This window comes from Flavobacterium aureirubrum (genome assembly GCF_038739835.1).
In the GTDB taxonomy this organism is placed as follows: Bacteria; Bacteroidota; Bacteroidia; order Flavobacteriales; family Flavobacteriaceae; genus Flavobacterium; species Flavobacterium aureirubrum.
In genome coordinates, this window is sequence record NZ_JBCGDO010000004.1 from 13,824 (window position 1) to 38,849 (window position 25,026).

Sequence of the window (25,026 nt, forward strand, 5' to 3'; positions counted from 1 at the left end):
ATGAAAAATATAGTTAAGACTTTATGTGTTTTGCTGCTTTTAGCAACTGTTATTAGTTGCCAAAAACAGCAAGCAAGAATGCCAATATCGCGTTCATCGGGAACTTTTATGAAAGAGTCCATCGAGCGCAATAAAAAATTAAATGCTGGCGAAGAAAGTCAAATAGACAGCATTATGAAAACCAACCCAAATATAAAATATATTGCTTCCAAAAAAGGGTATTGGTACACTTACGAAGTTAGGAATGAGCATGATACACTTAGACCAAGAAAAGGAGATATTGCTCAATTTGACTATGAAATTAAAGATTTTAAAGGAAACGTAGTTTATTCTGAAGTAGAATTAAGACCACAAACCTATAAAGTGGACAAACAAAATATAATTATGGGTTTGCGCGACGGCATAAAACTGATGCGTAAAAACGAAAAGATTACCTTTCTTTTTCCCTCACATATGGCTTATGGATATCGTGGAGACACTAAACGAATAAGTTCCAATCAACCTATAATTTGTACCGTTACACTTCACGATTTTAAACCTGAAAACATCTTAAAAACAGAAAATTAAATAGAATAAAATGAAAAAATCAATGTATTTCCTTATGCTTGCTTTGGCTATAATTAGTAGCTCTTGTAAAGATGAACATAAAAACTTAAAAGATGGATTATATGCTGAAATTGAAACTTCTCGAGGAAACATTATCGTGGCATTAGACTATAAGAAAACGCCAATAACAGTAGCCAATTTTGTTTCTTTAGCCGAAGGAAAAAATCAATTTGTGACAGACGATTTAAAAGGAAAACCATTTTACGACGATTTGCAATTTCACCGAGTTATTGCCGATTTTATGATACAAACAGGAGATCCAATAGGAAATGGTTCAGGTGATGCTGGCTATAAATTTGTAGATGAAATTACGGATTTAAAGCATGATAAACCTGGCATTCTATCCATGGCCAACTCAGGACCAAAAACCAATAGCAGTCAGTTTTTCATTACTCATGTTGCAACACCTTGGCTTGACGGTAAACATACTGTTTTTGGTCATGTTGTGGAAGGAATGGATATAGTAAATACCATCACTCAAGGCGATTTGATGAAAAAAATCACCATCATTAGAAAAGGTGAAGAAGTTAAAAAGTTTGATGCGGTAAAAGTTTTTAGCGATTATTTTAAAAATGAAATTGAAAATCAAAAAAAGCAAGCTGCCATTGATGCGCAACAACAAAAGGAGTATGACGCAAAATACAAAATAGTGAAAGACCAGAAAGTGGCCTATTTTAATCAGTTGATGAAATCAGCTACTAAAACAGCTTCTGGTTTTAAATTCAATATCCTTCAAAAATCAAATGGTAAAAAACCACAAGATGGCGAAACTATTGCTATTGAATATGCTGGCTATCTCGAAGATGGAACGTTATTTGATACAAGCAGTGCTGAAATCGCCAAACAATTTGGTAAGTTTGATGAGCAAAGAGCCATGCAGAATGGCTATACTGCTTTGCCCTATGTGATGGGTTCAAATCAACTAATACCCGGATTTGTAGAAGGAATAAATAAATTAAAAATGGGAGAAAAAGCAGTTTTCTTTATCCCTTTTAACTTGGGCTACGGCGAACAAGGTGCAGGAAATGTTATACCAGCCAATGCTAATTTAATATTTGAAGTAACAATTGTAAAATAATAACAACCTTAATAAATAAATAAATCATGAATACAATTAAAGTTAATCTAATTCTAATTCTTTGCATGGGAATGATTGGTGCTACAGCGCAAACTACGAAGAAACCAGCTGCAAAACCATCACCTACTACCACTGCAAAAAAGCCAACGCCAAAAGCTGTTGACGCAGGAATTTTTGCAGAAATTGATACAGATAAAGGAAAAATTGTCTTGAAATTGGAGCATCAAAAAACGCCGATAACAGTTGCTAACTTCATTTCATTGGCAGAGGGAACAAACACCGCAGTAACTGATGAAAAACGAAAAGGAAAACCCTTTTATGATGGTTTAAAATTCCATAGAGTTATTGCTGATTTTATGATACAAGGTGGCGACCCACAGGGCAATGGATCAGGTGGACCAGGTTATGCATTTAAAGACGAGATTGTTGCAGACTTGAAACACAATCGACCAGGAATTTTATCGATGGCTAATTCAGGTCCAAAAACCAATGGCTCTCAATTTTTTATTACACATAAAGAAACTCCTTGGTTAGATGGAAAACACACTGTTTTCGGAAACGTGGTTACAGGACAAGATGTTGTTAACGCCATCAAACAAGACGACGTTATTAAAAAAATTACCATCGTAAGAAAAGGTGCCGATGCAAAGAAATTTGATGCCGCAAAAACATTTGCTGATTATATGGCAAACAAAGCAGGAGACGACGCAAAAGAAGCCGCAATTGCTGAAGAAAATAGAAAAAAACAAGCCGAAGCGGAAGCAGCTAAAAAAGCAGAATATAATGCAAAATATGGTCCTGTTATTGCGGCAAAAGCGAAATATTTAACTGAAACAAAAGCAACAGCAACAGAAACTGCCACTGGTTTGCGCTACATCATCACCCAAAAAGGTTCTGGTAAAAAACCTGCTGATGGAACTACAGTTTATATTCATTATGCCGGTTATCTTGAAGATGGAAGTCTTTTTGATAGTAGCTATGAAACTGTAAACAAAGAGTGTGGCAAGTTTGACGAAAACCGAGCAAAACAAAACGGTTATCAACCATTTCCTTTTCAATATGGGAAAAAAGACGGTTTAATTCCAGGTTTTATTGAAGGATTAAGCATGATGAATTTTGGAGATAAAGCATTGGTTTACATCCCTTCGAAATTAGGTTATGGAGAAAGAGGCGCAGGAAATGTCATTCCGCCAAACGCTAATATCATTTTTGAAATAGAACTTTTAGAAATGGCGCCAACAAAATAACTTCTTCTAAATTCTATAACGAAAAGAGTCTCAACGAGGCTCTTTTTTTTATTGTTAAATGGATAAAAAATAGAGTATAAAAAACTAAGTCATACGCTCTAAATAATTAACTACAAATCTGATATTATGCATGGAACAAATGGTTTTGCCGTCAGATGTAAGAAAGAAGCGTTCAGATGTGCGTTTGCAAGCGTTAAATAACCAGTTGCAGCAGTCAGATGACCTTAAATAGGCTTCCGATAACTTTTCGAAGGCATCAGATAAGTAAAAGTAAGTGTCAGATGAGATAAAACAGGAGTCCGAAGACTAATCGTAGTTGTCCGAAGTAAGAAAATATCCCCCTTTTTGGTTAAATAACGCTTTTTTTACTCTATCTAGAAGCTGCAACCCTATTGCTGTGGTAAAAAAATGCTTCTCACTTCTCTATTCTTTCTTATTCATAAACCAATAATACACTGGAATACCTAGAGCCACAATAACTAATCCTAATCCGGTATTTAAAGTATCATAAATTAAAAGTGTCAAACATATTCCCGCTGTAACAACAAGATATAATATAGGAATTAGTGGGTAACCAAAAGCTTTATAAGGTCTTTCGGCATCAGGTTCTTTTTTTCTGAGAATAAAAATTCCGTAGATAGTTAAGATATAAAATAACAAAGACGCAAAAGTAGCATAGGTCAATAAATCGCCATATTTCCCCGAAATGCATAGCAAACAAGCCCAAATACATTGCAACCAAAGCGCTTTCTCGGGCACATCGTGGTGGTTTAATTCGCCTGCTTTTTTAAAAAACAAACTATCTTTTGCCATGGCATAAAACAATCGTCCACCAGATAAAATCAAACCGCTATTACACCCAAAAGTAGAAACCATAATCAAACCTGCCATCACAAAAACACCAATATTACCCATGATGACATTAGCCGCTGCTGCGCCAACTCGATTTTGATTGGCAAACATAATTCCGCTTTCAACAATAGTTCCGTTTGGATTTCCGTTTAAGGGTAAGAGTGCTAGGTATGCAATATTGGCCAAAATATAAATAATTGTTACTATCAGAGTTCCGAGGAATAAACTACGCGGAATATTTTTCTTTGGGTCTTTAATTTCTGCCGCAATAAATGTAACATTGTTCCAAGCATCGCTCGAAAACAAGGAGTTAATAATAGTAGCTCCAATAGCGCCAACTATGGCTATTCCTGTGAGTTTGGTTACCGTCACCGTTTGGGTAGCTTCATCAAAAACAGTCTTTTTTGCTTCCCACATGTTGTTGAAATTAGTAGAAAAAGTATCGGTATGAAAACCGATATATAGCCCAAAAATGATCAAGGCAAATAGTGCAATCAACTTGGCAGAGGTAAAAACCAATTGTATCACTTTTCCATTTTTTACTCCTTTTGTATTAATATACGTCAGTAAAACAATACTAAACATGGCTAAAACTTGACTGTTTGTAAAGGCATAGGTTTTGCCAACCGTAAAAATTTTGTTTTCTAAAATGGGAAAAAACACTGCCGCATAATTAGCAAATGTAACAGCTACAGCTGCTATAACTCCGGTTTGAATGACGGTAAAAACGGTCCAACCGTATAGAAATGAAACCAATCTGCCATAAGCACGTTGAATATAGACATATTGTCCGCCGGCATTGGGCATCATTCCCGCTAATTCGCCATAACTCAACGCAGCCGACATGGTCAATAAACCCGTAATTAACCAAGTGACCAATATCCATGCTGCCGAACCTAAATCGCGTGCCATGAATGTAGTTACCACAAAAATTCCTGAACCTATCATGGAACCAGCCACAATACTGGTGGCATCAATTAATCCTAAGGAACGCTGGAGATGGTGTTTTTCTTCTGACATTGTTTTTGGTTTATTGGGTTAGTCGATTTCAAATATAGTGAAATATAGATATTAGATTTTCAGATTTTCTGATGCCCAAAGCTAGCGCGAGCATCTTGCTCGTGCCAAAAAAGAATTTTATATTTTTTATTTATTATTTTTATTACTAATTAAAGTAAATAAGCAAAATGAGCAGAAAATATAAATTTGCAGAAAAAGAAGGAGCCTATTTTGTCTCTTTTGCAACAGTAAATTGGATAGACGTATTCACGCGAGATATTTATTTTTCAATAGTTACGGAGTCACTAGATTATTGTAGAAAAGAAAAGGGAATGGAGTTATTTGGGTATTGTATAATGCCAAGTCATGTTCATTTAATTTTTCGTTCTTCAATTGGTGATCCGTCTGGTTTAATGCGTGATTTCAAAGGTTTTACCTCTCGAAAATTATTAAAAACTATTGAAGAAAATCCACAAGAAAGTAGAAGAGAATGGATGTTATGGATGTTTGAAAGAGCAGGCAAAAAGAATAGTAATGTAACGCACAGACAGTTTTGGCAAAAAAACAATAACCCAATTGAAATATGGTCATTAAAGGTATTTGAACAAAAATTAAATTACTTGCATTATAATCCTGTTGAAACAGGTTTTGTAACCGAACCAATTGATTGGAAATACAGTAGTGCTAGGAATTACGGTAATAATGACCAAACTGTTCTAGAAATTGATTTAAATTAGAGTTTGCACGAGCAAGATGCTCGCGCTAGCGGGGAATGGATGTTATGGATGTTTGAAAGAGCAGGCAAAAAGAATAGTAATGTAACGCACAGACAGTTTTGGCAAAAAAACAATAACCCAATTGAAATATGGTCATTAAAGGTATTTGAACAAAAATTAAATTACTTGCATTATAATCCTGTTGAAACAGGTTTTGTAACCGAACCAATTGATTGGAAATACAGTAGTGCTAGGAATTACGGTAATAATGACCAAACTGTTCTAGAAATTGATTTAAATTAGATAGTTTGCACGAGCAAGATGCTCGCGCTAGCGGGGGACGAAGGTGCTAGCGTAATTGAACTTGTGTTTGAAGTGCCAGACCATCCTAGGGCAGACCATTGATAAACTACATTTGCACCTGCAGGAATGTTTGCGGCAGTTACCGAAAATGTTCTCGGATTTAAGTCATTGCAGCCTACACTAACTGTGCTTTGCGATAAAGTGAAAGTAGGAATTGCATTTTTGATTATTGGATTTTCACAACTCTGATATTTTACATTACCTGCGCTAGTATATTCCACAAAAATTGTACTACCAGATACTTGAATTTCGTTTGCTCCTATATTACAACTAATAGTAGATTGATACTGGGTTGGAGACCAAAAAGATGCTGGTATGCTCATAGCAACTTTTTCTGTTGGGAATGAAGAAGAAGTATTTTTTAATAGTATCCTTACAGTTCCATCACCAACTGCTTGACTAGACGGTTTTGTTAATGTATAATAGAAAACTAAGTTTACACTTTGATTGCTTGCTAGATTAATTGTGTTACATAGATTAACCGTAGTTTGATTGTTAACAAAAACTTGATCAACAGTGGTAGTTACTTGTGAATGACTAATATTCACAAATAAAATTAAGAGTATAATTTTTTTTAATAAGTTTTTCATACGAATGATTTTTAATTAATTATTTTCTAAATGTATTTGAAAACCAAAACCAATACTAAAATTTCTAATTGTGGAATCTGATGTTTGATTAGAGAATTTTGAAATTGCATAATTGAATGTAAACTCTAAACCTACACTACTATTAAAATAGACAACTGGACCAGCTTTAAAATTTAATTCATTAGATTTATTATCATTGCTATCAGCACCATAATAATAAGCTACTTGAGTCAAGACATTGACTGTTTTCTCGGTTTTTAATAAATAATATCGAGCAAAAGGTCCAATTCCATAACCAGTAGTATTTTTTCCATTTTCTGGCATTGACAATGAAAAATTTCCAGATAATCCGCTTGCAAAATTATTTGCCAGAAAATATCCTACCGTTGGTGAAACTATTATATTACTGCCTTTACCATTAGTGGTATTACCATTACTACTTGTTGATTCAAAAGTAGTGTTGTTATAACTTGCAGTACCCCCAAACATCCAATTTCCTTTGGTGATTTGAGCGTTTGCAGCTGTAGAAAACAGAACTAGTGATATACAAATTGATTTTAAGGTTTTCATAGTGTTTATGTTTTTAAATTGTTAGTAGATTGTTGTTTTTTCATATTTTTGATGTGTTAAATTAAACTTTTGTGAGAAATTGTTTCTTTGACTGTGAGAGTTGTCTGCCTAGCAGATGGCTCTCTTTTTTTATGTGTACTTTATTCCATATCGAACCATTTTTAAGAATTAATATATGCGTAGCGTTCCACGATATTCGCAGTAAACCATGAGCTAATAAAGCCAAAACTATTTTTTGTAAAAAAAATTAATTTACTTCTTTTAAGTAGTAAATTAAGTGTTCATAAATACGAGGTGGTTTGTTATTTATGAACTAATAAAATTCTGATACGTAAAACTAGAACTATATTTCTGAAAAAAAAAAAAAAAAAAACTTACATTTTTTTCAAAAATATAAGATTTAACGTTTGTTTAGGGTTGTAGTAACTTACGAGCTAATTCTGTTAAAAAAAGTATATACTAATTTATAACTGATCACTGATTCCTGCCAGCTGAACACTACAATTTCTTCGCTTCTTTCCAAAACTGAAATATTTGAAAATCAAAGATTTTCCAATTCCTATTTTTATGGAAGCAGCTTCGCTTCTTCCCAAAATTGAAATATTTGAAAATCAAAGATTTTCCAATTCCTATTTTTATGGAAGCAGCTTCGCTTCTTCCCAAAAAATATCCATTTCAGCCAAAGTCATGTCCATCAATGGTTTTCCGAGTTCGCCTGCTTTGCTTTCAAGATATTGAAATCGTTTGATGAATTTTTTATTGGTGCGTTCCAGCGCATCTTCGGGATTTACGTTTAAAAATCGGGCATAATTTATCATCGAAAATAACACATCGCCAAACTCGGCTTCTATTTTATCTTGATTGCCTGCTTGAACTTCATTTTGTAATTCTTGTAATTCCTCTTGCACTTTGTCCCACACTTGGTGTGGTTCTTCCCAGTCAAAGCCTACGCCTTTTACTTTATCTTGAATTCGGCTGGCTTTTACCAAGGCAGGCAAACCCTTTGGAACACCTTCTAATACTGATTTTTTTCCTTCTTTGAGTTTGAGTTTCTCCCAGTTTTGTTTTACTTCTTCTTCATCTGCTACAACTACATCACCATAAATATGGGGATGACGATGAATTAACTTGTCACAAATTTCGTTACACACATCGGCTATGTCAAAAGAAGTTGCTTCGCTACCAATTTTGGCATAGAAAACAATATGCAATAGTAAATCGCCTAATTCTTTTTTAATTTCTTGTAAATCGTTATTCAAAATAGCATCGCCCAACTCGTAGGTTTCTTCGATGGTAAGATGACGTAAACTTTCGAATGTTTGCTTTTTATCCCAAGGGCATTTTTCGCGCAAATCGTCCATGATATCCAGTAAACGACCGAAAGCTTCTAGTTTTTGATGACGAGTGTTCATTTTTATGTTAGATGTTAGATAATAGATACTCAGTTTCTCAGTCACTCAGTCACTCAGTCACTCAGATTGGTAAAAATAAAAAATCCTATCGTTGATTTAAACAATAGGATTTGTATTTATAAAGAAGTAATTAACTATTCTTCTTTTTTTGTTTTTTTGGTTGGTTTTTTTGTTTTCGTTTCGCTTGTTTCGGTTTCGCCTTGAGTAACTTCTTCAACTACTTGTTCTTTTATTTCTTCTGCATTTGCAATCGTTGGTTCATCCTTTGAAACCATTCCTTTTGCTTGAAGAAGATTGTACCAGTTGAGTACTTTTTTAATATCAGAAACATATACTCTATCTTGATCATAATCGGGAACAATTTCTTTGAAGTAGGCAATTAACTTGGCATTATCTTCTTTGATGGAAATTGCTGGACCTTCGTTCTCTTTAATGGCTATAGCTCGCATGATTTCTACAAGCGGTTTATCTTCGTTGTAGGTGTAAATTGAAATTTCTGTTAATAAACTAACGTTATTTCGCAAACCTACTGTAATTTTTTTTCCGTCTAGTATTGACTCGGCTAAAAATCCAGAACGGGTTTGTAGCTTTAATTCAAATAGACCTGGTTTTCCTGCAATAGCTAAAATTTTATCTACGTTCATTTTTATAGTGATTTTTTGAAATTAAATTTGATTTTGTCCCGAAGCTTGGGGATTGATTTTTAAAACTATCTTCCTTTTTTATTGGCAAATTTCATGCGATAATCGGGTCTAGCTTTTCCGTCCATGATGTTTTGAAGTTTCTTTTTGATTAAAGTTTTTTTCAAAATGGTGAGGTGATCAGTAAACAAAATACCTTCAATATGATCGTATTCGTGCTGAATTACTCGGGCAATTAAACCATCAAAAACTTCGGTTTTTTTATTAAAATTCTCATCGCAATATTCTAATGTAATTTTTTCATTGCGGTATACATCTTCTCTCACATCGGGAATGCTCAAACAGCCTTCATTAAAACTCCATTCTTCGCCTTCTTCTTTGAGCATTTTTGCGTTGATAAACGTTTGTTTAAAATTTTTCAATTGCTCTTGCTCTTCTAGTGATAAATCTTTGCTATCGCTAAACGGTTCGGTATCAATAACAAAAAGTCGTATGGCCATACCTACTTGTGGTGCGGCTAAACCAACACCATAGGCATTGTACATGGTCTCATACATGTTGTAAATTATTTCCTTTAAATGAGGATAATCTGGGGTAATTTCTTGAGCCACTTGTCGAAGGACAGTTTCTCCATAACCATAAATCGGTAAAATCATTTGATTTTAGATATTAGATTTTAGATGGTAGATAGTAGATTTATAGGCCTATTATCTGTCAATCTTTAGTATTTAAAATTAGTTAACTTTTGTTTTTTTAACGTGGCAAAAATAATGAAATTAAATCATTTTTCTAGTCAAATAATCTTGCAACATTATAGTTGCTGCAATTTCATCTATCAAAGCTTTATTTTGACGTTGTTTTTTTTTCAATCCGCTATCTATCATTGTTTGAAAAGCCATTTTTGACGTAAATCGTTCATCAACGCGTTCAACCTTTATTTCGGGAAAAGCAGTTGTGAATTGAATTACAAACTTGTCAATAACAGTGGCACTTTCAGAGGGTTGTCCATTCATTTGCTTAGGTTCGCCAATAAGGACTTTGGTCACATTTTCTTTCGCAAAATAATTAGCTAAAAAAGCAATCGTTGTTTCAGAAGGAATAGTTGTTAATCCCGATGCTATTATTTGCAAATCATCAGTAACTGCAATTCCTGTTCGTTTTATTCCATAATCAATAGCTAAAATTCGTGGCATTGGAAATTATTTTATGGCAGTAAATTTTGCGATTACTTTTGTTCTTTCACTAAATAAAAGTAACCTATCGTTTTCAATTTTGTAGCTCGCAACGTTTTCTAACATAGCTAGAAAATCTGTTTCCAAAGTCATATCAGGACAGGCCATTCTGGTCATTACTGCATTTGAAAATACAATTTTAGTAGACATTGGCATAGCATAACTTCCTGAAATAGAATTACAACCCATGTAGGCAATAAAACGACCATCTTTTGAGTTTAATTTCAAGAAATTTACTTTTTTGCTTTTTTGAACGATAGCGACATTGTTTAAGCTGGCTAACTTCCATTTTGTTTCTGCTAAGGTAAACTTACCTATCGCGGGATTTACTTTTTTTATAACCGTTGTGGTTGCTATTCTATTGTTTAAATCCACTGTCGATGTGCTGTTTTCATCAATAGTTTCGGCGGTTGTAGAATTGTTTGACTGCTTAGATAAAATGTACTGTGATGCTAAATTACCTGTAATTTTTTGACCCGATAAATCTAGTTGTGTCAAGGTATTTTCTCCCACAAAATACTGATTTGGCTCATTTTTAACATTTGTCAAAATGATAACATTGCCCTCTTTATTCCAAATAAAATTTCCTTTTTGGACAAACACCCTAAAACCTTTTCCTTGGTATCTTCTTTTGATGCTGTAAGTATCATTTTCATTGATAACAATTTCAGTTTCCAATCCTTCGCAGTCAGCGCACGGTAAAATGCCTTTATATGAACCAATATAATCGAGGGAAGTTTTAGCATTATGCATCTCAGAAAATGCACTGCTAATAGTATCTTTTTTTGCTTCAACATTATTTTTTGGTTGCTGTTGACAACTTAAAACTAGAAAAGAAAGCAACACTAACAGAATTTTGTTCATAAAAATTATTTTTTACTTCAGTAGTTTATCAATGCAACGAAATTTTTATTACAAACAAAATATTTTCACAAAATTTTAAATGGTTGTCGTTATCTGATAGCACTACTTTGACGGTCAAAAATATCAAATCAAATCGAAAAATAAAGTTAAATAAAATGCATTTTTAACAATCGTCTAAAAAAGGTATATTTGCTGACTTTAAAATTACTACATTTTTTTGCTTACAAATTAAACATACAAAAATGAACCACTTACAATCCATCATAGAAAAAGCTTGGGAAAACCGAGAATTATTAAAAGAAGAAACTACCACAAATGCTATTAGAGAAGTCATTGCGTTATTGGATGCAGGAACTTTGAGAGTTGCTGAACCACGAGATGACGCCAGTTCAACAGTATGGCAAGTAAACGAGTGGGTTAAAAAAGCCGTTGTGATGTATTTCCCTATTCAAAAAATGGAAACTTGGGAAGCAGGAATTTTTGAATATCATGATAAAATGTTGCTGAAAACGGGTTATGCAGAAAAAGGCATTCGAGTAGTTCCACCAGCAACGGCAAGGTATGGTGCCTATATTTCCAAAGGTGTTATTTTGATGCCAAGCTATGTAAATATTGGTGCCTATGTTGACGAAGGCACTATGGTCGATACTTGGGCAACCGTTGGAAGTTGCGCTCAAATTGGTAAAAATGTTCACCTTTCTGGCGGTGTTGGAATTGGTGGCGTTCTTGAACCGCTTCAAGCTGCGCCAGTAATTATTGAAGATGGTGCTTTTATTGGTTCGAGATGCATTGTGGTTGAAGGTGTGCGTGTAGAAAAAGAAGCTGTTCTTGGTGCCAACGTTTGTTTGACTGCTTCTACAAAAATTATTGATGTAACGGGAAGCGAACCTATTGAATATAAAGGAGTTGTTCCTGCACGTTCTGTAGTTATTCCTGGCAGTTACACTAAGTCATTTGCAGCAGGAGATTTTCAAGTTCCTTGTGCTTTAATTATTGGAAAACGTAAACCATCAACTGATTTAAAAACATCACTTAATGATGCGTTAAGAGAATATGATGTAGCGGTGTAACCTAAACCTTTTTAATTATTGTAAATTTGGATATATCAGTTGTAATTGTTAATTATCGTGGGTGGAAATCTTTGGACGAATGTCTTCATTCGTTGAAAGAAATTATTTCAACTACTTTACAATTTGAAGTAATCATTATCGATAATTTTTCGAATGACAATAAATTAGAAGATTGTAAAAAACGATTTTCTGAATTTAAATTTTATGAAAATTCAGGAAATAATGGTTTTGCCAACGGCTGTAACTTTGGCGCTTCAAAATCAATTGGAAAGTATATCTTATTTTTAAATCCTGACACAAAAATAACAACTGAAGCACTTGAAAAATTATTGCAAACTGCTGTTTCCAATCCAGAAATAGGGATACTTTCATGTCTTCAAGTAAACGAAAACAACCTATACTATAATCAAAAACATCTATTTCCAAAACTGGGTCGCTTCTTTGGTATATCGCGAATATTTTACAGAAAACTATACAAAAATAAACTCAAAGGAAGGTTTGAAACAAATTCAGATTTATTTTATCCTGACTGGGTTTCGGGCGCTGTGGTATTTATTAGTAGAGAATGGTTTGATAAAATTAAGGGGTGGAATGAAGATTACTGGATGTATTTTGAAGATGTAGATCTTTGCCACAAAGTAACTTTGAACGGAGGAAAAATTGCTGTTACAAGAAAAACTACAATTTTTCATAAACATGGTGGAGCATCACGAATAAATGTTAAAACAAAAGCACTCACAAAGACTGAAGTAATTATTTCGAAACATGTTTACATAAGCAATTATTTCAATGTGTCAGAACAAATTTTAATTCAAACTTTATTAATTTTAGATACAGTTATAAAGAAATTGATTTTATCAATACTTAGTTTGTTTTTATTTTTTATTCCAAAATTGATTGTCCATCGATTATTACTAAAAAACATAATCCGCTATTACTACCAAGCAATCCTAAATAAAACTTGGATTAGTCCACGGTCAATGAATTATTTAAAAATGAAATCCTAGATACGGAATGAAAATATTAGTAATTCAACAAAAAATGATTGGCGACGTATTAGTAAGTACTATTTTGTGTGACAATTTGCGTAAAAAATATCCTAATGCACAAATTGATTATATGGTGTATCAATCTACAGTGGCGGTTTTAAATGGCAATACATCGATAGATAATTTAATCTTATTTGAAGAAAAACACCGCTCAAATAAATGGGAACTTTTTAAATTGCTGCTATCCATAAGAAAAGAAAAATATGATGTTGTCATTGATGCCTACTCTAAATTAGAAAGTTGGCTTGTCGTTGTATTTTCTGGAGCAAAAATGAAAATTTCTTTCAAAAAAAAGGTAATACGTTATATTTATACTGATACCATAGAAAGACCACGAATTTCTGCTACAAACTACGGCTTAATTATCGATGAAAGATTAGCGCTTTTAGAGCCATTACATTTGAACATAACTCTTGACCCATTTCCAAAAATTTATGTTTCAACTGAGGAACAAAATTTTGCTGAAAGACTTTTTAAAGAGCATGAAATTGACCGGTCAAAAAAAATGGTCATGATAAGTATTATTGGCAGTGATAAGAACAAAACATATCCGCTAGAATACATGTCAAAACTAGTAGATTTGATAGCTGATACTGGCGATGTGAATATACTGTTCAATTATATTCCAAGCCAAATAAATGAAGCAAAAAAAGTTTTCGAAAATTGTAAATCCACCACACAAAACAAAATATATTTTTCAGTTTTAGGCAAAAACCTTCGAGAATTCATTGCCATTATGAATAAATGTGATTTGATAATTGGCAACGATGGCGGTGCAATAAATATGGCAAAAGCGTTAAAAAAACCGTGTTACATTATCTTTTCACCATTTATTGATAAAAAAGGCTGGGCTACATTTGAAGATGGAATAAATAATATCTCTATTCATTTGAGTGATTTTAAACCAGAATTGTTTAAAAACAAATCATATAAAACATTAATAAACGAGTCATCATCACTTTACCAAGAGTTTACTTTAGATTTAATTGAGCCTAGTTTGACTACATTTTTGGAGAATCAACTGAAGTAATTCCATTTTCGATTTTAATTACTTTATTTTTTCTGTTGAAAGCTCTAATAGCATTGTTTTTTTTCCAAATTTCGGGTGAAGCATAACCTCTTTCATGATCAAGATGTAAGCAAATAGCTGAATATCGAATTTGTTTTGACAGCAATCCAAGATGATCAAGTCGTTCGCCTAATTCACGGTCTAATCCACCGTATTTCATATCGTTATTAAAACCGTTTACAGCAATAATATCTTTCTTAAAACCCGATGAGTTATGACCATTCCACGTTCTCTTTGTTGGAGTAAGCCAATTCATGAACGAATTAAAGTAATAATTTTTTATCAACTTAATTAGTTTAAAACTAATTGGTAAACCCGCGCCTTTCAACCACGAAATAGAAAAACAATTTTGATTGATAATATCTTCTTCTTTGATTAATTTTGAAACAGTCATAGGTAATTTAAAATAGCCACCCGAAAGAAAAAAACCTTCCTCTTTAAATCTTAAATGTGTAGCTACAAAATCATTTCTAGGAATGCAATCGCCATCTGTGAACAACAAATACTCAGCGTTCGATTTTAGAATGGCTTTATTTAAAATTAAGGATTTCTGAAAACCATTATCTTCATGCCAAACATGAATAATAGGATGTGTAAATCGAGCAGAAAAAGAGTCTATAACTGCTTTGGTTTCATATGTTGAACCATCATCAGCAATAATGATTTCAAAATCATCAACAGTTTGCACACTAAAACCCAAGAGTACTTTTTTGAGCCATTCTTGTGAATTATAAGTGGTGATGATAATTGATATTTTCATCTAAGGATTAAAAAGTGAAAATACTACTTTTTCCAAAACTTCAATTTCTTTTTTATCCTTTTTTTTCTGTGGAAACCATATTGAAAATCTTCTGTAAGCTGCCACATGGTTTTGAAAACAGTATTTTCATCTTCGCCAGAAAGTTTAGCATATTCATTGCTCATGACAGCAATCATTTCCTTCTTAGGTGTTAAACGAGATAAGTTTTTCATGCGGGTTTGAAAATCTATTTCGTTATGAAATTTCATTCGATTTAAATCAACCAAATAGAAATTGTAGTCTCCTTTTTCATTTTTTTTAATCAAGGTGTTTCCTGGCGAATGATCTAAAAATTCAATTCCTTTTTGATGCAATTGATAAGAAAACTGAGTAAATTGTCTCAGAATTTTATCCCGATCCGGATAGTCCGGAATTTCAACTAACTCACGGTAGGTTAAATCACAATTCAGGTGTTCGCTAACATAATAGCTATCTTTTAAACCTAGCCAATCAAAATTCTCAAAATAAGCAATGGGTTGCGGTGTGCCGATTTCGTTTTCTAACAACTTATTTGCAAATTCGAAGGAACGTCTCGCTTTTGATTTTCTGAAATAACGGTAAATTATTTTGTTAAAAAGGTTAGGGATTTTAAAGGATTTTACATTAATTGTAATTTCATTAAATTCAAAAAGTTTGATTGAATTTCGTTTGCCTATCGCAAAATTCTTACCCGATGAAGAAAAATTGATAATACAATTTCCAATTTGATTTTTATATTTATAAAATTTGGAATGATATTGCGAAAGCATGTTTTTTTAATCAAAAGTAGCTATTGTAGATTATATTTCCAATTTATTGAATATTTTTACAAAAAAAAATATGAAAACAATATTTTTAGAATCTCATAATATAAAAAATAGAGCTTCCGGATTAGGAATCTTTAATTATGAATTAATTAAAGCAATTTCAAAATTAAATTTATCAGAATTATCTATTACATTAAATGCAAAATATACTAAAATATTGCAAGAGGAATTCGGCACAACCTTTAATTACCACAGATATCAAAGTCTGCAAAGATATCCTTTTTTTCGAACAAGAAAAAAATATGATGTTTGGCATAGCTTAAATCAAAATACTAAAGTAGAACCATTCCATAAACCAAAAAAATATATTTTAACAATTCATGATGTTAATTTTGTTGAGGAATATTCTTCTGATATGAATCACAAAAAAAATAAATTCATTGAAAAGTTAAATCGAGCAGATTGTATTACTTATATTTCAAATTTTGCTAAAGAACAAACTCATCAATACTTTAATGTTCCTGATGTTCCTGAAACTATAATTTATAATGGAAATCCAGTTGCAGAGGTAGTAACCGATTCTAATGTATTTCCAAAAATGACATTCAGTAAACCTTTTTTCTTTACTCTAGGTGATTTTATTGAAAGGAAAAATTTTCATTCATTAGTTGAAATAATGAGAATTATGCCCGATTATAGCTTAATTATTTCTGGCAATAATAATAAACCTTATGGAGAATATATTAAGCAACTTATAGGGAAGTATAAGTTAAAAAATGTTTTTGTAACAGGAAAAATTTCAGATCAGGACAAGCATTTTTATCTAAGAAATTGTGAAGCATTTTTATTTCCTTCAATAAGGGAAGGATTCGGACTACCGCCAATTGAAGCAATGACTTATGGAAAACCTGTTTTTTTATCAGACAAAACATCACTTCCTGAAATTGGAGGAGATGCAGCTTACTATTGGGAAAATTTTGATCCAGAATATATGAAATCGTTTCTTTTAAAAAATATTGAACTTTTCAAAATGGAAGGTCCAATGGCTATTGTTAAAGTAAAAAAAAGAGCAGCTTTTTTTAATTGGAAAAAAGCCGCTGAAGAATATTTAAATCTTTACAAATAATTATTTATTTTTAAATAAGAATTTAAACCATTGACCTAAATTTTTTTTTCTGATATGAAAAGAGGTTGGTAAAAAAAGTTTAGAATTAAAATTTTTAGAAACTTCTTCTATATTTTTACCTGAAACATATTGCAATGATTTCCATTTTTCTGGTTCTATATAAAAAACATTTTTCAACTCTCGATAATTGTTTTTATTAGCACTTTTCCATTTATCTAAAAAATGTGGATTCAATTCATTTTTGTGTCCCCAATTTTTAATTTTCATTTCTAATTCTTTTTCAGAACGCGACAATGTTTCGTGAAAAATTAAATTACTTGTATAAATTATTCTTTTTCTTGTATTTCTACCCACCTTATAGTTAGGAACATTAGTAGCTACTAAGCAACGTGTTGGTTTGTCAACATATAAAAATCCATCTTCCACAAATTTGTATATATTAATCAAAAAAGCAGCAATTTGGATTTCTTGAACTTTGGGATTTAGAAGAAAAGAATCATACTTTCTGATATCTAAAACAAATTTTTTAAAATCTAAAAAATATTCATCTACATCCAACTGTATCAGCCAATTTCCAATTCCCATTTTTTCCGCAAGCAATTTTCTCTCTCTTACTTCGCATTCCATTGGAGTAAAACTTTCAATATAAAATTCGTCCTCATAAATGATTATTTTTTCTTCAGTATCAAATGAACGAAGCCATTTAAAAAAAGATTCTTCTATTAAAAAAACATTACCACTCCATGTCCTTCTGTATTTATCAATTGCTAAAAAAATAGTATCTGCATTATTATAAACCCTTGGTAAAGCATTTTTTAACAACTCGTAATCATAAGATATAAGGAAACCAACTTGAATCTTCATCTAATTATTATTAAACTGCACAAATGTAACATATCAAAGGATAATATTTTTATATTCGTAAAAAATTTTGATGAGTAAAATTACAGTTGTTATGCCTGTCTATAATGCACAAGCGTTCCTTATTGAATCAATTGATAGTATATTAAATCAAACTTATAAAGATTTTGTTTTTATTATTTTAAATGATAATTCAACAGATAAAACTTCCGAAATTTTAAACAGTTACCAAATTAAAGATAAAAGAGTTATTGTCATTAATAAAAATCAAAATCAAGGTCCTGCAAAACTAAGAAATGAAGGTATTAAGCTCGCACAAACAGACCTAATAGCATTGATGGATGCAGATGATATTGCACATCCTGAAAGATTTCAAAAACAAGTTAAGTTATTTGAACAAGATGAATTTCTAGGATTGTGTGGAACATGGTTTACAATTTTTGGAAAGAAAAATAAAATAATAAAACATTCAACAATTGACCCTAAATTAAGAATACAATTTTTAGATAGTTGTGGAATGGGGAATTCAACTGTAATGCTAAAAAAATCTAAATTAAATGGTTTAGAATTTGATACTGATTTAGTGCCAGCAGAGGATTACGCATTATGGAGTCAATTAATAAAAAAAACTAAATTTGCCAACATCCCTGAACCTTTATTAAGATACCGTTGGCATGACAACAATATAAGTCAAACTAAAGCTGACAACTTAAAAAAATCAGAAATAATTATCAGAAAAAGGCAACTAGAGAATTTTGGAGTTTTGTTTAATGACCCAAATATTGACTATTTCTTAAATACGGTTAGTTTAAAAAGAAATTTAGACAAAAATGATATTCTTAAAACTATAAATTTTGCTACATTAGTAATAGAGAAGAATAAACAACATAGATTTTATAATGAAATCCTATTGGATGAACACATTAAAAAGGTATTACGTAGAACTATACTAAATTGTAAAAACCCAGATATGTTTTTTTATAATTCTTTAAAATCTGGTTTTTATTTCAAATCATTGAGATTAATCGATAAAATTAATTTATTTTTTAAATGTTTTTTTTGAATAAATAACTAAATCTTATTAGATTGGATTGCAACACAGAAGTTTACAAAGCATTTGAAGTTATTCAAAATGGTGGCATCATTCTCTATCCTACCGACACAGTATGGGGAATTGGTTGCGATGCTACAAATGAAGAAGCAGTGAAAAAAATAATCGATTTAAAAAAGTTACAACAAAACACCGAGATGATTTGTATCACAAATGGTGAAAAAATGATGTATAATCTATTCAAAGAAATTCCCGATGTGGCGTGGCAAATCCTAGACCTATCCGAAAAACCAACCACTTTAGTATTGGACAACCCTAGAAATATTGCTCTAAATTTAGTAGCTACTGATAAATCTCTCGGTGTAAGAATGGTGAAAGAACCGTTTTGTTTCAAGTTATTAGAGCGTATGAAAAAACCACTGGTGGCAACATCAGCGAATGTAAGTGGCATGTTTGCTCCAAAATCTTTCAAAGAAATTGCACCCGAAATTATAAACGGTGTAGACTATGTAGTAAATTTGCACCATGACAAAATTTGTGATAAACCTTCTACTGTTATTAAATTGACAAATGATAGTCAGGTGAAGATAATTAGAAAATAAAATCTACCGCAAATTCGCAAATTATTTTAAAAAAATGTTAGAATATTTACATAAAGAAGAAAGTTATAAAATTGTAGGTGTCCTTTTTGATGTTCATAAAAATCTTGGAAAAGGTTTCTCTGAAATTGTTTATAAGGATGCCATTGAATATGAATTTAACCAACTTAATATTTCTTTTGAAAGAGAAAAAGAATTCGCAGTACATTATAAAAATACCATATTAAACCATAAGTTTTATGCTGACTTTGTAGTTTTTGATAAAATAATTCTTGAAATCAAAACAGTAGATTGTTTTAATAATAGCCACTACAATCAGTGTTTGAATTATTTGAATATATCTAAAAATGAATTGGCAATTTTAGCGAATTTTAACCTAATTTCATTGGAATACAAAAGGATTGTAAATTCAAAAAAACAATTTAATAAGTTGTAGTTTTTCATTTTAAAAATTACTTGATTACATTATTATTAACTCATTACAAATTAGAAAAAAATAATTTGCGAATTTGCGGTAAAAACCATGAACTACAAAAAAGCATTAATTATTCCCATATTTGAAATTATTTCAAAAGCAAGTCAAGAACTTAACCTCGAAAGTTACGTTATTGGCGGTTTTGTGCGTGATTATTTATTAGAACGTGATTTCAAAAAAGACATTGATATTGTGGCTATTGGTTCGGGAATTGAATTAGCATTGAAAGTTTCTGAATTATTACACAATAAACCGAAGGTTCAAGTTTTTAAAAACTATGGAACCGCTATGTTGCGATATAAAGAGATTGATATCGAATTTGTTGGCGCACGAAAAGAAAGTTACTCAGAAGACAGTCGTAATCCTATAGTTGAAAACGGAACGCTTGAAGACGACCAAAATCGTCGTGATTTCACCATCAATGCATTAGCTTTTTCGTTAAACGCATCAAATTATGGTGAACTCCTTGATCCATTTAATGGGTTGCAAGATTTAGAAAACAAAATCCTAAAAACACCTTTAAACCCAGATATTACGTACTCAGACGATCCGTTGCGAATGATGCGCGCCATACGATTTGCAACTCAATTGAATTTTACCATTGAAGCAGAGTCTTTAAAAGCAATTGAAAGAAACAAAGAACGTATCAAAATCATTTCGGGTGAAAGAATTGTAGATGAATTGAATAAAATTTTGGAAACACCAAAACCATCCATAGGATTTTTACATTTGTACAAAACGGGTTTATTGGACATCATTCTTCCCGAACTTACTGCTTTAAATAATGTAGAAGAAATTGAAGGGCAAACTCATAAAAACAATTTTTATCATACTTTAGAAGTCGTAGATAATATTTGTCTGAATACCGACGATGTTTGGTTACGTTGGGCAGCTTTACTGCACGACATTGGCAAAGCGCCCACAAAAAAATTCAACAAAAAACAAGGTTGGACCTTTCACGGACATGAGTTTCTGGGTAGTAAAATGGTCAAGAAAATCTTTGAAAGATTGCACATGCCATTAAACCAAAAAATGAAATTTGTACAAAAAATGGTGATGTTGAGTTCACGTCCTATTGTTTTATCGGAAGATATCGTGACAGACTCTGCTGTTCGTCGCTTAGTTTTTGATGCTGGCGAAGATGTAGATAACTTAATGACTTTGTGCGAAGCAGATATCACAACCAAAAATCCAACGAAATTCAAAAAATACCATAATAATTTTGACATCGTTCGTCGAAAAATCATTGAAGTAGAAGAACGAGACCAGGTTCGCAATTTTCAACCGCCAATTTCAGGAGAAGAAATTATGGAACTTTTCAACTTGAAACCATCGCGCGAAATAGGAATTTTGAAAGAAGCCGTTAAAGAAGCCATTCTTGAGGGCGAAATTCCCAACGAATATCAAGCTGCCTACAATTTTGTTTTAAAACGCGCTGAAACATTAGGTTTGAGAAAAGTTTAAGGTTTGTTAAACCAAATAGATTTAATGCTTTCTCTACTTTTGTAACATAATTATTTTCAGAAAAAAAATGAAAAAACACTTTGTCACTATTGCAAAAATTTCTTTGATTTTAGTTTATTTAGTAATAGTTGCTGGCGCATTAGTGAGAATGACCGGTTCGGGCATGGGTTGTCCTGATTGGCCCAAGTGTTTTGGCTACTACATTCCACCCACAGAGTTAAAAGAATTACTCTTTACCGCCAATAAAGAGTACACAAAAGGACAAGTCATCATTTTAGACGAAACACTTTTTGTGGCAAAAAAAGATTTTACATCGTCGACGACATATCAAGCCACAGATTGGGAAAAATATACCAAACACGATTATGCTATTTTTAACCCGATGCATACTTGGATAGAATATATCAACAGATTATTGGGCGCATTGGCTGGGTTGGCTTGCTTTATAACGTTTTTGGTTTCATTCTATTATTGGAAAGAACGCAAACTTTTTGTTTTCTTTTCACTTGGAATCTGTGTATTAATGGGTTTTCAAGCTTGGTTAGGAAAAACTGTAGTCGACTCAGAACTGAGTCCTTATAAAATTACTACTCACATGTTAGTTGCCTTCCTGATTGTAGCCATGCAACTGTATCTGATTTTCAAAGCGACAACAAAGATAACATCATCAAAAATTGATAATCCACTGTTTAAAAAGGTAATAGTTGTTGCATTAGGATTAACCATTATTCAAGTGGTTTTGGGTACAACAGTTCGGGAGTTTATTGACCACATGCAAGAAGCAGGTTTGGAAAAAATGATGTGGTTACAGTCGCCCGAAGTTTCTTTTTACGTGCATAGAAGCTTTTCAATCGCAGTTTTACTACTCAATATTTATCTTTTTTACAGCAATCGAAAACTGAATTTAGGTTTTTCAAAAATAAATTGGGTGATGTTAATTATAGGATTTGAAATACTAAGTGGTGTAATTATGGCTAACTTCTATTTTCCTTTTGGTTCACAAACCATTCACCTGATATTAGCAGCGCTGTTATTTGGTGTGCAGTTTTATTTGGTTTTAGAAAATTATGCTAAAAAAACTCGCAATTAAACGTTACGACTTATCATTGATTTACTAGAAATCGATTTTCTATTTCAACCCAAGAATTGCCTTAGAGGTTGTTATTCCAAGTCTTTAACCGATGTAAAATTACTGCAGAAGACAGAGTAACAATTACAAAAGATTTATATTTCTAATTATGTATCATAATGTAGAACCCACAATGAAAGTAATCAAAATAATACTCATCACCATACTTATGTCAACAACAACAAGCGCTCAAAAATTCATCCCCATTGAAAACGACTCTAAAATAAAATTTGCAATCAAAAATTTTGGACTAACCGTTGATGGGACATTTTCAGGATTGACAGGTACTTTAACAGTAAATAATGAAAGCATAGAAAAATCAGAAATAGCACTAAGTGTCAATGCTGCTTCTGTGAATACAGAAAACAAAGCACGTGACAAACATTTGAAAAACGAAGATTATTTCGATGTGGCGACGCATCCATTAATTAGCTTTAAAAGCACAAAAATTACCAAAACAACTGGCTTGCATAAATTTGTGGTCGTAGGGAATTTAACCATCAAAGGAATTACAAAACCTACAGAAGTTGTTGCGACAATTACTACCAAAGAAGGAGTAAAATTAATCAAAGGCACATTCGAAGTAAGCAGAAAAACTTTTAAAATAGGAGATCGCAGCATGGTTCTTTCAGACTCCGTTAAATTAAATGTTAGTATTAGTTGCAAAGAAGTACAACCTTAAAAGTTGCCTGTTGATATCATTTTACTCTCGATATTTCGCTTGTTTTTCATTATATAATATGATAAAGAAGTGTATTAAAATGTCATAATCTTTTCCCTGTTATTTCTTCTTTGTTACCAAATTGTAAATTAAAATTTTATACCTACTTTTGCAACCCGACTATTTTGTCACATCCTCTTGTTTACTGATAGTACATGTCAAAACTTGCTGCTGAAGATAAATTTTTAGATTTATCAGATTATGGAAGAACCTTTGGACGGTTTTTTGCCAATCAATTAAAAAACACGCGCTTCACTCCTATTCATGTCACCTTGTTATTTGGAATTTCGGGTTTGATTGCCATTTATTGTATCCTCACAAATCACTTTTATTTGGCTGGATGTTTTATCCTTTTAAAATCAGGGATTGATGCGGCTGACGGCGAATTGGCCCGATTGAAAAAAACACCTTCTTATTCGGGAAGGTATTTGGATAGTGTATTTGATATTATATTGAACTTTTTGTTTTTAATGACCATTTGTTATGTTTCTGCAACTAACATTTGGCTGACTTTGGTCGCTTTTATTTGCATTCAGTTGCAAGGCACTTTGTATAATTATTACTATGTAATTTTGAGAACAAAATCAGTTGGTGGCGACACAACCAGTAAAATATTTGAATACAAAACACCTAAGGCTTTGCCGGGAGAAACGCAGCAATCAGTCAATATTTTATTTGGAATTTACAAAATCGTCTACGGAATTTTTGATAAAATAATCCATTTTTTAGACACCGACGCGTACAAAGCCAAAACATTCCCAAACTGGTTTATGACCTTTCTTTCTATTTACGGATTAGGATTTCAACTTTTGGTCATGGCAGCAATGCTTGCCCTTGGTTGGATTGAATATATCGTTCCCTTTTTTATAGCTTTTAGTTTGTTTATTTTTATTTTAATTGCAATCCGAAAAAAAACACTAACCTAACCACTCTTTAAAATCAGAAACACGTTCTCTCGCTACAATTACCTCATCGTCTTTGTAAGTAGGCAAAATAACTTTTAAGCGCGAGTTGCTATGCATTTGAATTTCTTTAATGGCTTTGAGTGGTAAGATAAATTTACGGGAAACACGATAGAAATCCTTCGGATCCAATTCGGTTTCTAATACTTCTAAAGTGGTGTCTAATAGGTAGTTTCTATTGTCAAAAGTATGCAAATAGGTGCCTTTGTTTTCGCTATAAAAACATTCTACTTCTTCTATATTTACCATTTTTAATTGTTGACCCATCTTGATGGTAAACCTCTTTTTATAGGTTCTGTCTAGTGGATTGATAAACATCCGTTTGATGGCTTCAAAATCCAAATTGGTCACACCGCTTTTTTGAAATTGATTTTTGAATTTTGAAACTGCTGTTTCTAAATCATCTTCATCTATAGGTTTTAGCAGATAATCTATGCTATTTAATTTAAAAGCACGCAAAGCATATTCGTCATAAGCAGTAGTGAAAATAACAGCACTTTTGATATCAATACTTTCAAAAATTTCAAATGATAATCCATCAGAAAGTTGAATATCAAGAAAAATCAAATCGGGATGTGTGTTTTTTTGAAACCAATCTATAGACTCTTCTACCGAGTGTAACAAGGTGTTGACTTGCAAACCAAGTTTCTCTACTTTTCGTTGGAGTAATCGTGCTGCTGGTTTTTCGTCTTCTATAATTATTATATTCATATTTATTGCGTTGAGTGTTGTAAG

The 25,026-nt window shown here is 32.1% G+C and carries 27 protein-coding genes and 1 pseudogene; 16 read left to right on the top strand and 12 right to left on the bottom strand.

Going from position 1 to position 25,026, the window contains the following annotated elements:
• From gldI to WFZ85_RS04495, 3 genes are read left to right on the top strand one after another with little or no spacing between them, the layout of a single operon-like run.
• Nucleotides 1-567 carry a gliding motility-associated peptidyl-prolyl isomerase GldI gene (gene gldI / locus WFZ85_RS04485; protein WP_342695085.1) on the top strand — a complete coding sequence of 189 codons (567 nt, stop codon included), beginning with the start codon at nt 1-3 and terminating at the stop codon, nt 565-567.
• 10 nt (nt 568-577) lie between these two features.
• On the top strand, nt 578-1,684 hold the full coding sequence (locus WFZ85_RS04490) for a peptidylprolyl isomerase (protein WP_342695086.1): 1,107 nt from the start codon (nt 578-580) through the stop codon (nt 1,682-1,684).
• A 35-nt stretch (nt 1,685-1,719) separates the two neighbouring features.
• Entirely contained in the window at nt 1,720-2,931 is a 1,212-nt protein-coding gene (locus WFZ85_RS04495) for a peptidylprolyl isomerase (protein ID WP_342695253.1), read from the top strand.
• 423 nt (nt 2,932-3,354) lie between these two features.
• Here WFZ85_RS04495 and WFZ85_RS04500 read toward each other — a convergent pair whose 3' ends face one another.
• Nucleotides 3,355-4,803 carry an APC family permease gene (locus tag WFZ85_RS04500; RefSeq protein ID WP_342695087.1) on the bottom strand — a complete coding sequence of 483 codons (1,449 nt, stop codon included), beginning with the start codon at nt 4,801-4,803 and terminating at the stop codon, nt 3,355-3,357.
• A 167-nt stretch (nt 4,804-4,970) separates the two neighbouring features.
• Between WFZ85_RS04500 and WFZ85_RS04505 the strand changes: the two genes are divergently transcribed.
• Nucleotides 4,971-5,519: an REP-associated tyrosine transposase gene (locus WFZ85_RS04505; RefSeq protein ID WP_342695088.1), complete on the top strand. Its 549-nt coding sequence runs from the start codon at nt 4,971-4,973 to the stop codon at nt 5,517-5,519.
• Between the two features lie 33 nt (nt 5,520-5,552).
• A pseudogene (locus WFZ85_RS04510) lies at nt 5,553-5,801 on the top strand (transposase); the annotation flags it as partial.
• Here the strand turns inward: WFZ85_RS04510 and WFZ85_RS04515 are convergent.
• From WFZ85_RS04515 to WFZ85_RS04545, 7 genes are all read right to left on the bottom strand, one after another.
• Nucleotides 5,798-6,451: a hypothetical protein gene (locus WFZ85_RS04515; protein WP_342695089.1), complete on the bottom strand. Its 654-nt coding sequence runs from the start codon at nt 6,449-6,451 to the stop codon at nt 5,798-5,800. The pseudogene WFZ85_RS04510 and the gene WFZ85_RS04515 overlap by 4 nt on opposite strands.
• 15 nt (nt 6,452-6,466) lie before the next feature.
• Nucleotides 6,467-7,021: a hypothetical protein gene (locus WFZ85_RS04520; protein WP_342695090.1), complete on the bottom strand. Its 555-nt coding sequence runs from the start codon at nt 7,019-7,021 to the stop codon at nt 6,467-6,469.
• Between the two features lie 635 nt (nt 7,022-7,656).
• Nucleotides 7,657-8,433, bottom strand: coding sequence for a nucleoside triphosphate pyrophosphohydrolase (gene mazG / locus WFZ85_RS04525; RefSeq protein WP_342695091.1), 777 nt, complete (start codon nt 8,431-8,433; stop codon nt 7,657-7,659).
• Between the two features lie 134 nt (nt 8,434-8,567).
• Entirely contained in the window at nt 8,568-9,077 is a 510-nt protein-coding gene (locus WFZ85_RS04530) for a DUF5606 family protein (protein ID WP_342695092.1), read from the bottom strand.
• A 65-nt stretch (nt 9,078-9,142) separates the two neighbouring features.
• Entirely contained in the window at nt 9,143-9,730 is a 588-nt protein-coding gene (def, locus tag WFZ85_RS04535) for a peptide deformylase (RefSeq protein ID WP_342695093.1), read from the bottom strand.
• A 120-nt stretch (nt 9,731-9,850) separates the two neighbouring features.
• On the bottom strand, nt 9,851-10,267 hold the full coding sequence (gene ruvX / locus WFZ85_RS04540; RefSeq protein ID WP_342695094.1) for a Holliday junction resolvase RuvX: 417 nt from the start codon (nt 10,265-10,267) through the stop codon (nt 9,851-9,853).
• A gap of 6 nt (nt 10,268-10,273) precedes the next feature.
• Entirely contained in the window at nt 10,274-11,170 is an 897-nt protein-coding gene (locus WFZ85_RS04545; RefSeq protein WP_342695095.1) for a copper resistance protein NlpE N-terminal domain-containing protein, read from the bottom strand.
• Nucleotides 11,171-11,412: 242 nt separating this feature from the next.
• On the opposite strand from WFZ85_RS04545, the gene WFZ85_RS04550 reads away from it, so the two are divergent.
• From WFZ85_RS04550 to WFZ85_RS04560, 3 genes are read left to right on the top strand one after another with little or no spacing between them, the layout of a single operon-like run.
• The gene (locus WFZ85_RS04550; RefSeq protein WP_342695096.1) at nt 11,413-12,240 is read left to right on the top strand and encodes a 2,3,4,5-tetrahydropyridine-2,6-dicarboxylate N-succinyltransferase; all 828 of its coding nucleotides are present in this window, start codon (nt 11,413-11,415) and stop codon (nt 12,238-12,240) included.
• A gap of 26 nt (nt 12,241-12,266) precedes the next feature.
• Nucleotides 12,267-13,247, top strand: coding sequence for a glycosyltransferase family 2 protein (locus WFZ85_RS04555; RefSeq protein ID WP_342695097.1), 981 nt, complete (start codon nt 12,267-12,269; stop codon nt 13,245-13,247).
• A gap of 7 nt (nt 13,248-13,254) precedes the next feature.
• On the top strand, nt 13,255-14,319 hold the full coding sequence (locus tag WFZ85_RS04560; protein WP_342695098.1) for a glycosyltransferase family 9 protein: 1,065 nt from the start codon (nt 13,255-13,257) through the stop codon (nt 14,317-14,319).
• On the opposite strand, the gene WFZ85_RS04565 is transcribed toward WFZ85_RS04560, so the two are convergent.
• Both WFZ85_RS04565 and WFZ85_RS04570 read right to left on the bottom strand, forming a co-directional pair.
• Nucleotides 14,291-15,118 (bottom strand): glycosyltransferase family 2 protein, encoded by an 828-nt coding sequence (locus tag WFZ85_RS04565; RefSeq protein WP_342695099.1) that lies wholly within the window; start codon nt 15,116-15,118, stop codon nt 14,291-14,293. The two genes, WFZ85_RS04560 and WFZ85_RS04565, sit on opposite strands and share 29 nt — an antisense overlap.
• Nucleotides 15,119-15,141: 23 nt before the next feature.
• Entirely contained in the window at nt 15,142-15,906 is a 765-nt protein-coding gene (locus WFZ85_RS04570) for a lipopolysaccharide kinase InaA family protein (RefSeq protein WP_342695100.1), read from the bottom strand.
• A gap of 70 nt (nt 15,907-15,976) precedes the next feature.
• Here WFZ85_RS04570 and WFZ85_RS04575 point away from each other — a divergent pair, with 70 nt between their 5' ends.
• Nucleotides 15,977-17,029 (top strand): glycosyltransferase family 4 protein, encoded by a 1,053-nt coding sequence (locus WFZ85_RS04575; protein WP_342695101.1) that lies wholly within the window; start codon nt 15,977-15,979, stop codon nt 17,027-17,029.
• On the opposite strand, the gene WFZ85_RS04580 is transcribed toward WFZ85_RS04575, so the two are convergent.
• Nucleotides 17,030-17,893 carry a hypothetical protein gene (locus tag WFZ85_RS04580; protein WP_342695102.1) on the bottom strand — a complete coding sequence of 288 codons (864 nt, stop codon included), beginning with the start codon at nt 17,891-17,893 and terminating at the stop codon, nt 17,030-17,032.
• Between the two features lie 70 nt (nt 17,894-17,963).
• Between WFZ85_RS04580 and WFZ85_RS04585 the strand changes: the two genes are divergently transcribed.
• From WFZ85_RS04585 to WFZ85_RS04615, 7 genes are all read left to right on the top strand, one after another.
• On the top strand, nt 17,964-18,953 hold the full coding sequence (locus tag WFZ85_RS04585; RefSeq protein ID WP_342695103.1) for a glycosyltransferase family 2 protein: 990 nt from the start codon (nt 17,964-17,966) through the stop codon (nt 18,951-18,953).
• Nucleotides 18,954-18,976: 23 nt separating this feature from the next.
• Complete coding sequence (locus WFZ85_RS04590; protein WP_342695104.1) at nt 18,977-19,543, top strand: L-threonylcarbamoyladenylate synthase; 567 nt, start codon at nt 18,977-18,979, stop codon at nt 19,541-19,543.
• Nucleotides 19,544-19,577: 34 nt separating this feature from the next.
• Complete coding sequence (locus WFZ85_RS04595) at nt 19,578-19,976, top strand: GxxExxY protein (protein ID WP_342695105.1); 399 nt, start codon at nt 19,578-19,580, stop codon at nt 19,974-19,976.
• An 87-nt stretch (nt 19,977-20,063) separates the two neighbouring features.
• Nucleotides 20,064-21,479 (top strand): CCA tRNA nucleotidyltransferase, encoded by a 1,416-nt coding sequence (locus WFZ85_RS04600; protein WP_342695106.1) that lies wholly within the window; start codon nt 20,064-20,066, stop codon nt 21,477-21,479.
• Nucleotides 21,480-21,546: 67 nt separating this feature from the next.
• Nucleotides 21,547-22,569, top strand: coding sequence for a COX15/CtaA family protein (locus WFZ85_RS04605; protein ID WP_342695107.1), 1,023 nt, complete (start codon nt 21,547-21,549; stop codon nt 22,567-22,569).
• A 208-nt stretch (nt 22,570-22,777) separates the two neighbouring features.
• The gene (locus tag WFZ85_RS04610; RefSeq protein ID WP_342695108.1) at nt 22,778-23,290 is read left to right on the top strand and encodes a YceI family protein; all 513 of its coding nucleotides are present in this window, start codon (nt 22,778-22,780) and stop codon (nt 23,288-23,290) included.
• A gap of 194 nt (nt 23,291-23,484) precedes the next feature.
• The gene (locus tag WFZ85_RS04615; RefSeq protein ID WP_342695109.1) at nt 23,485-24,255 is read left to right on the top strand and encodes a CDP-alcohol phosphatidyltransferase family protein; all 771 of its coding nucleotides are present in this window, start codon (nt 23,485-23,487) and stop codon (nt 24,253-24,255) included.
• Here WFZ85_RS04615 and WFZ85_RS04620 read toward each other — a convergent pair.
• Entirely contained in the window at nt 24,247-25,002 is a 756-nt protein-coding gene (locus WFZ85_RS04620; RefSeq protein ID WP_342695110.1) for a LytR/AlgR family response regulator transcription factor, read from the bottom strand. The two genes, WFZ85_RS04615 and WFZ85_RS04620, sit on opposite strands and share 9 nt — an antisense overlap.
• Nucleotides 25,003-25,026 lie beyond the last annotated feature (24 nt).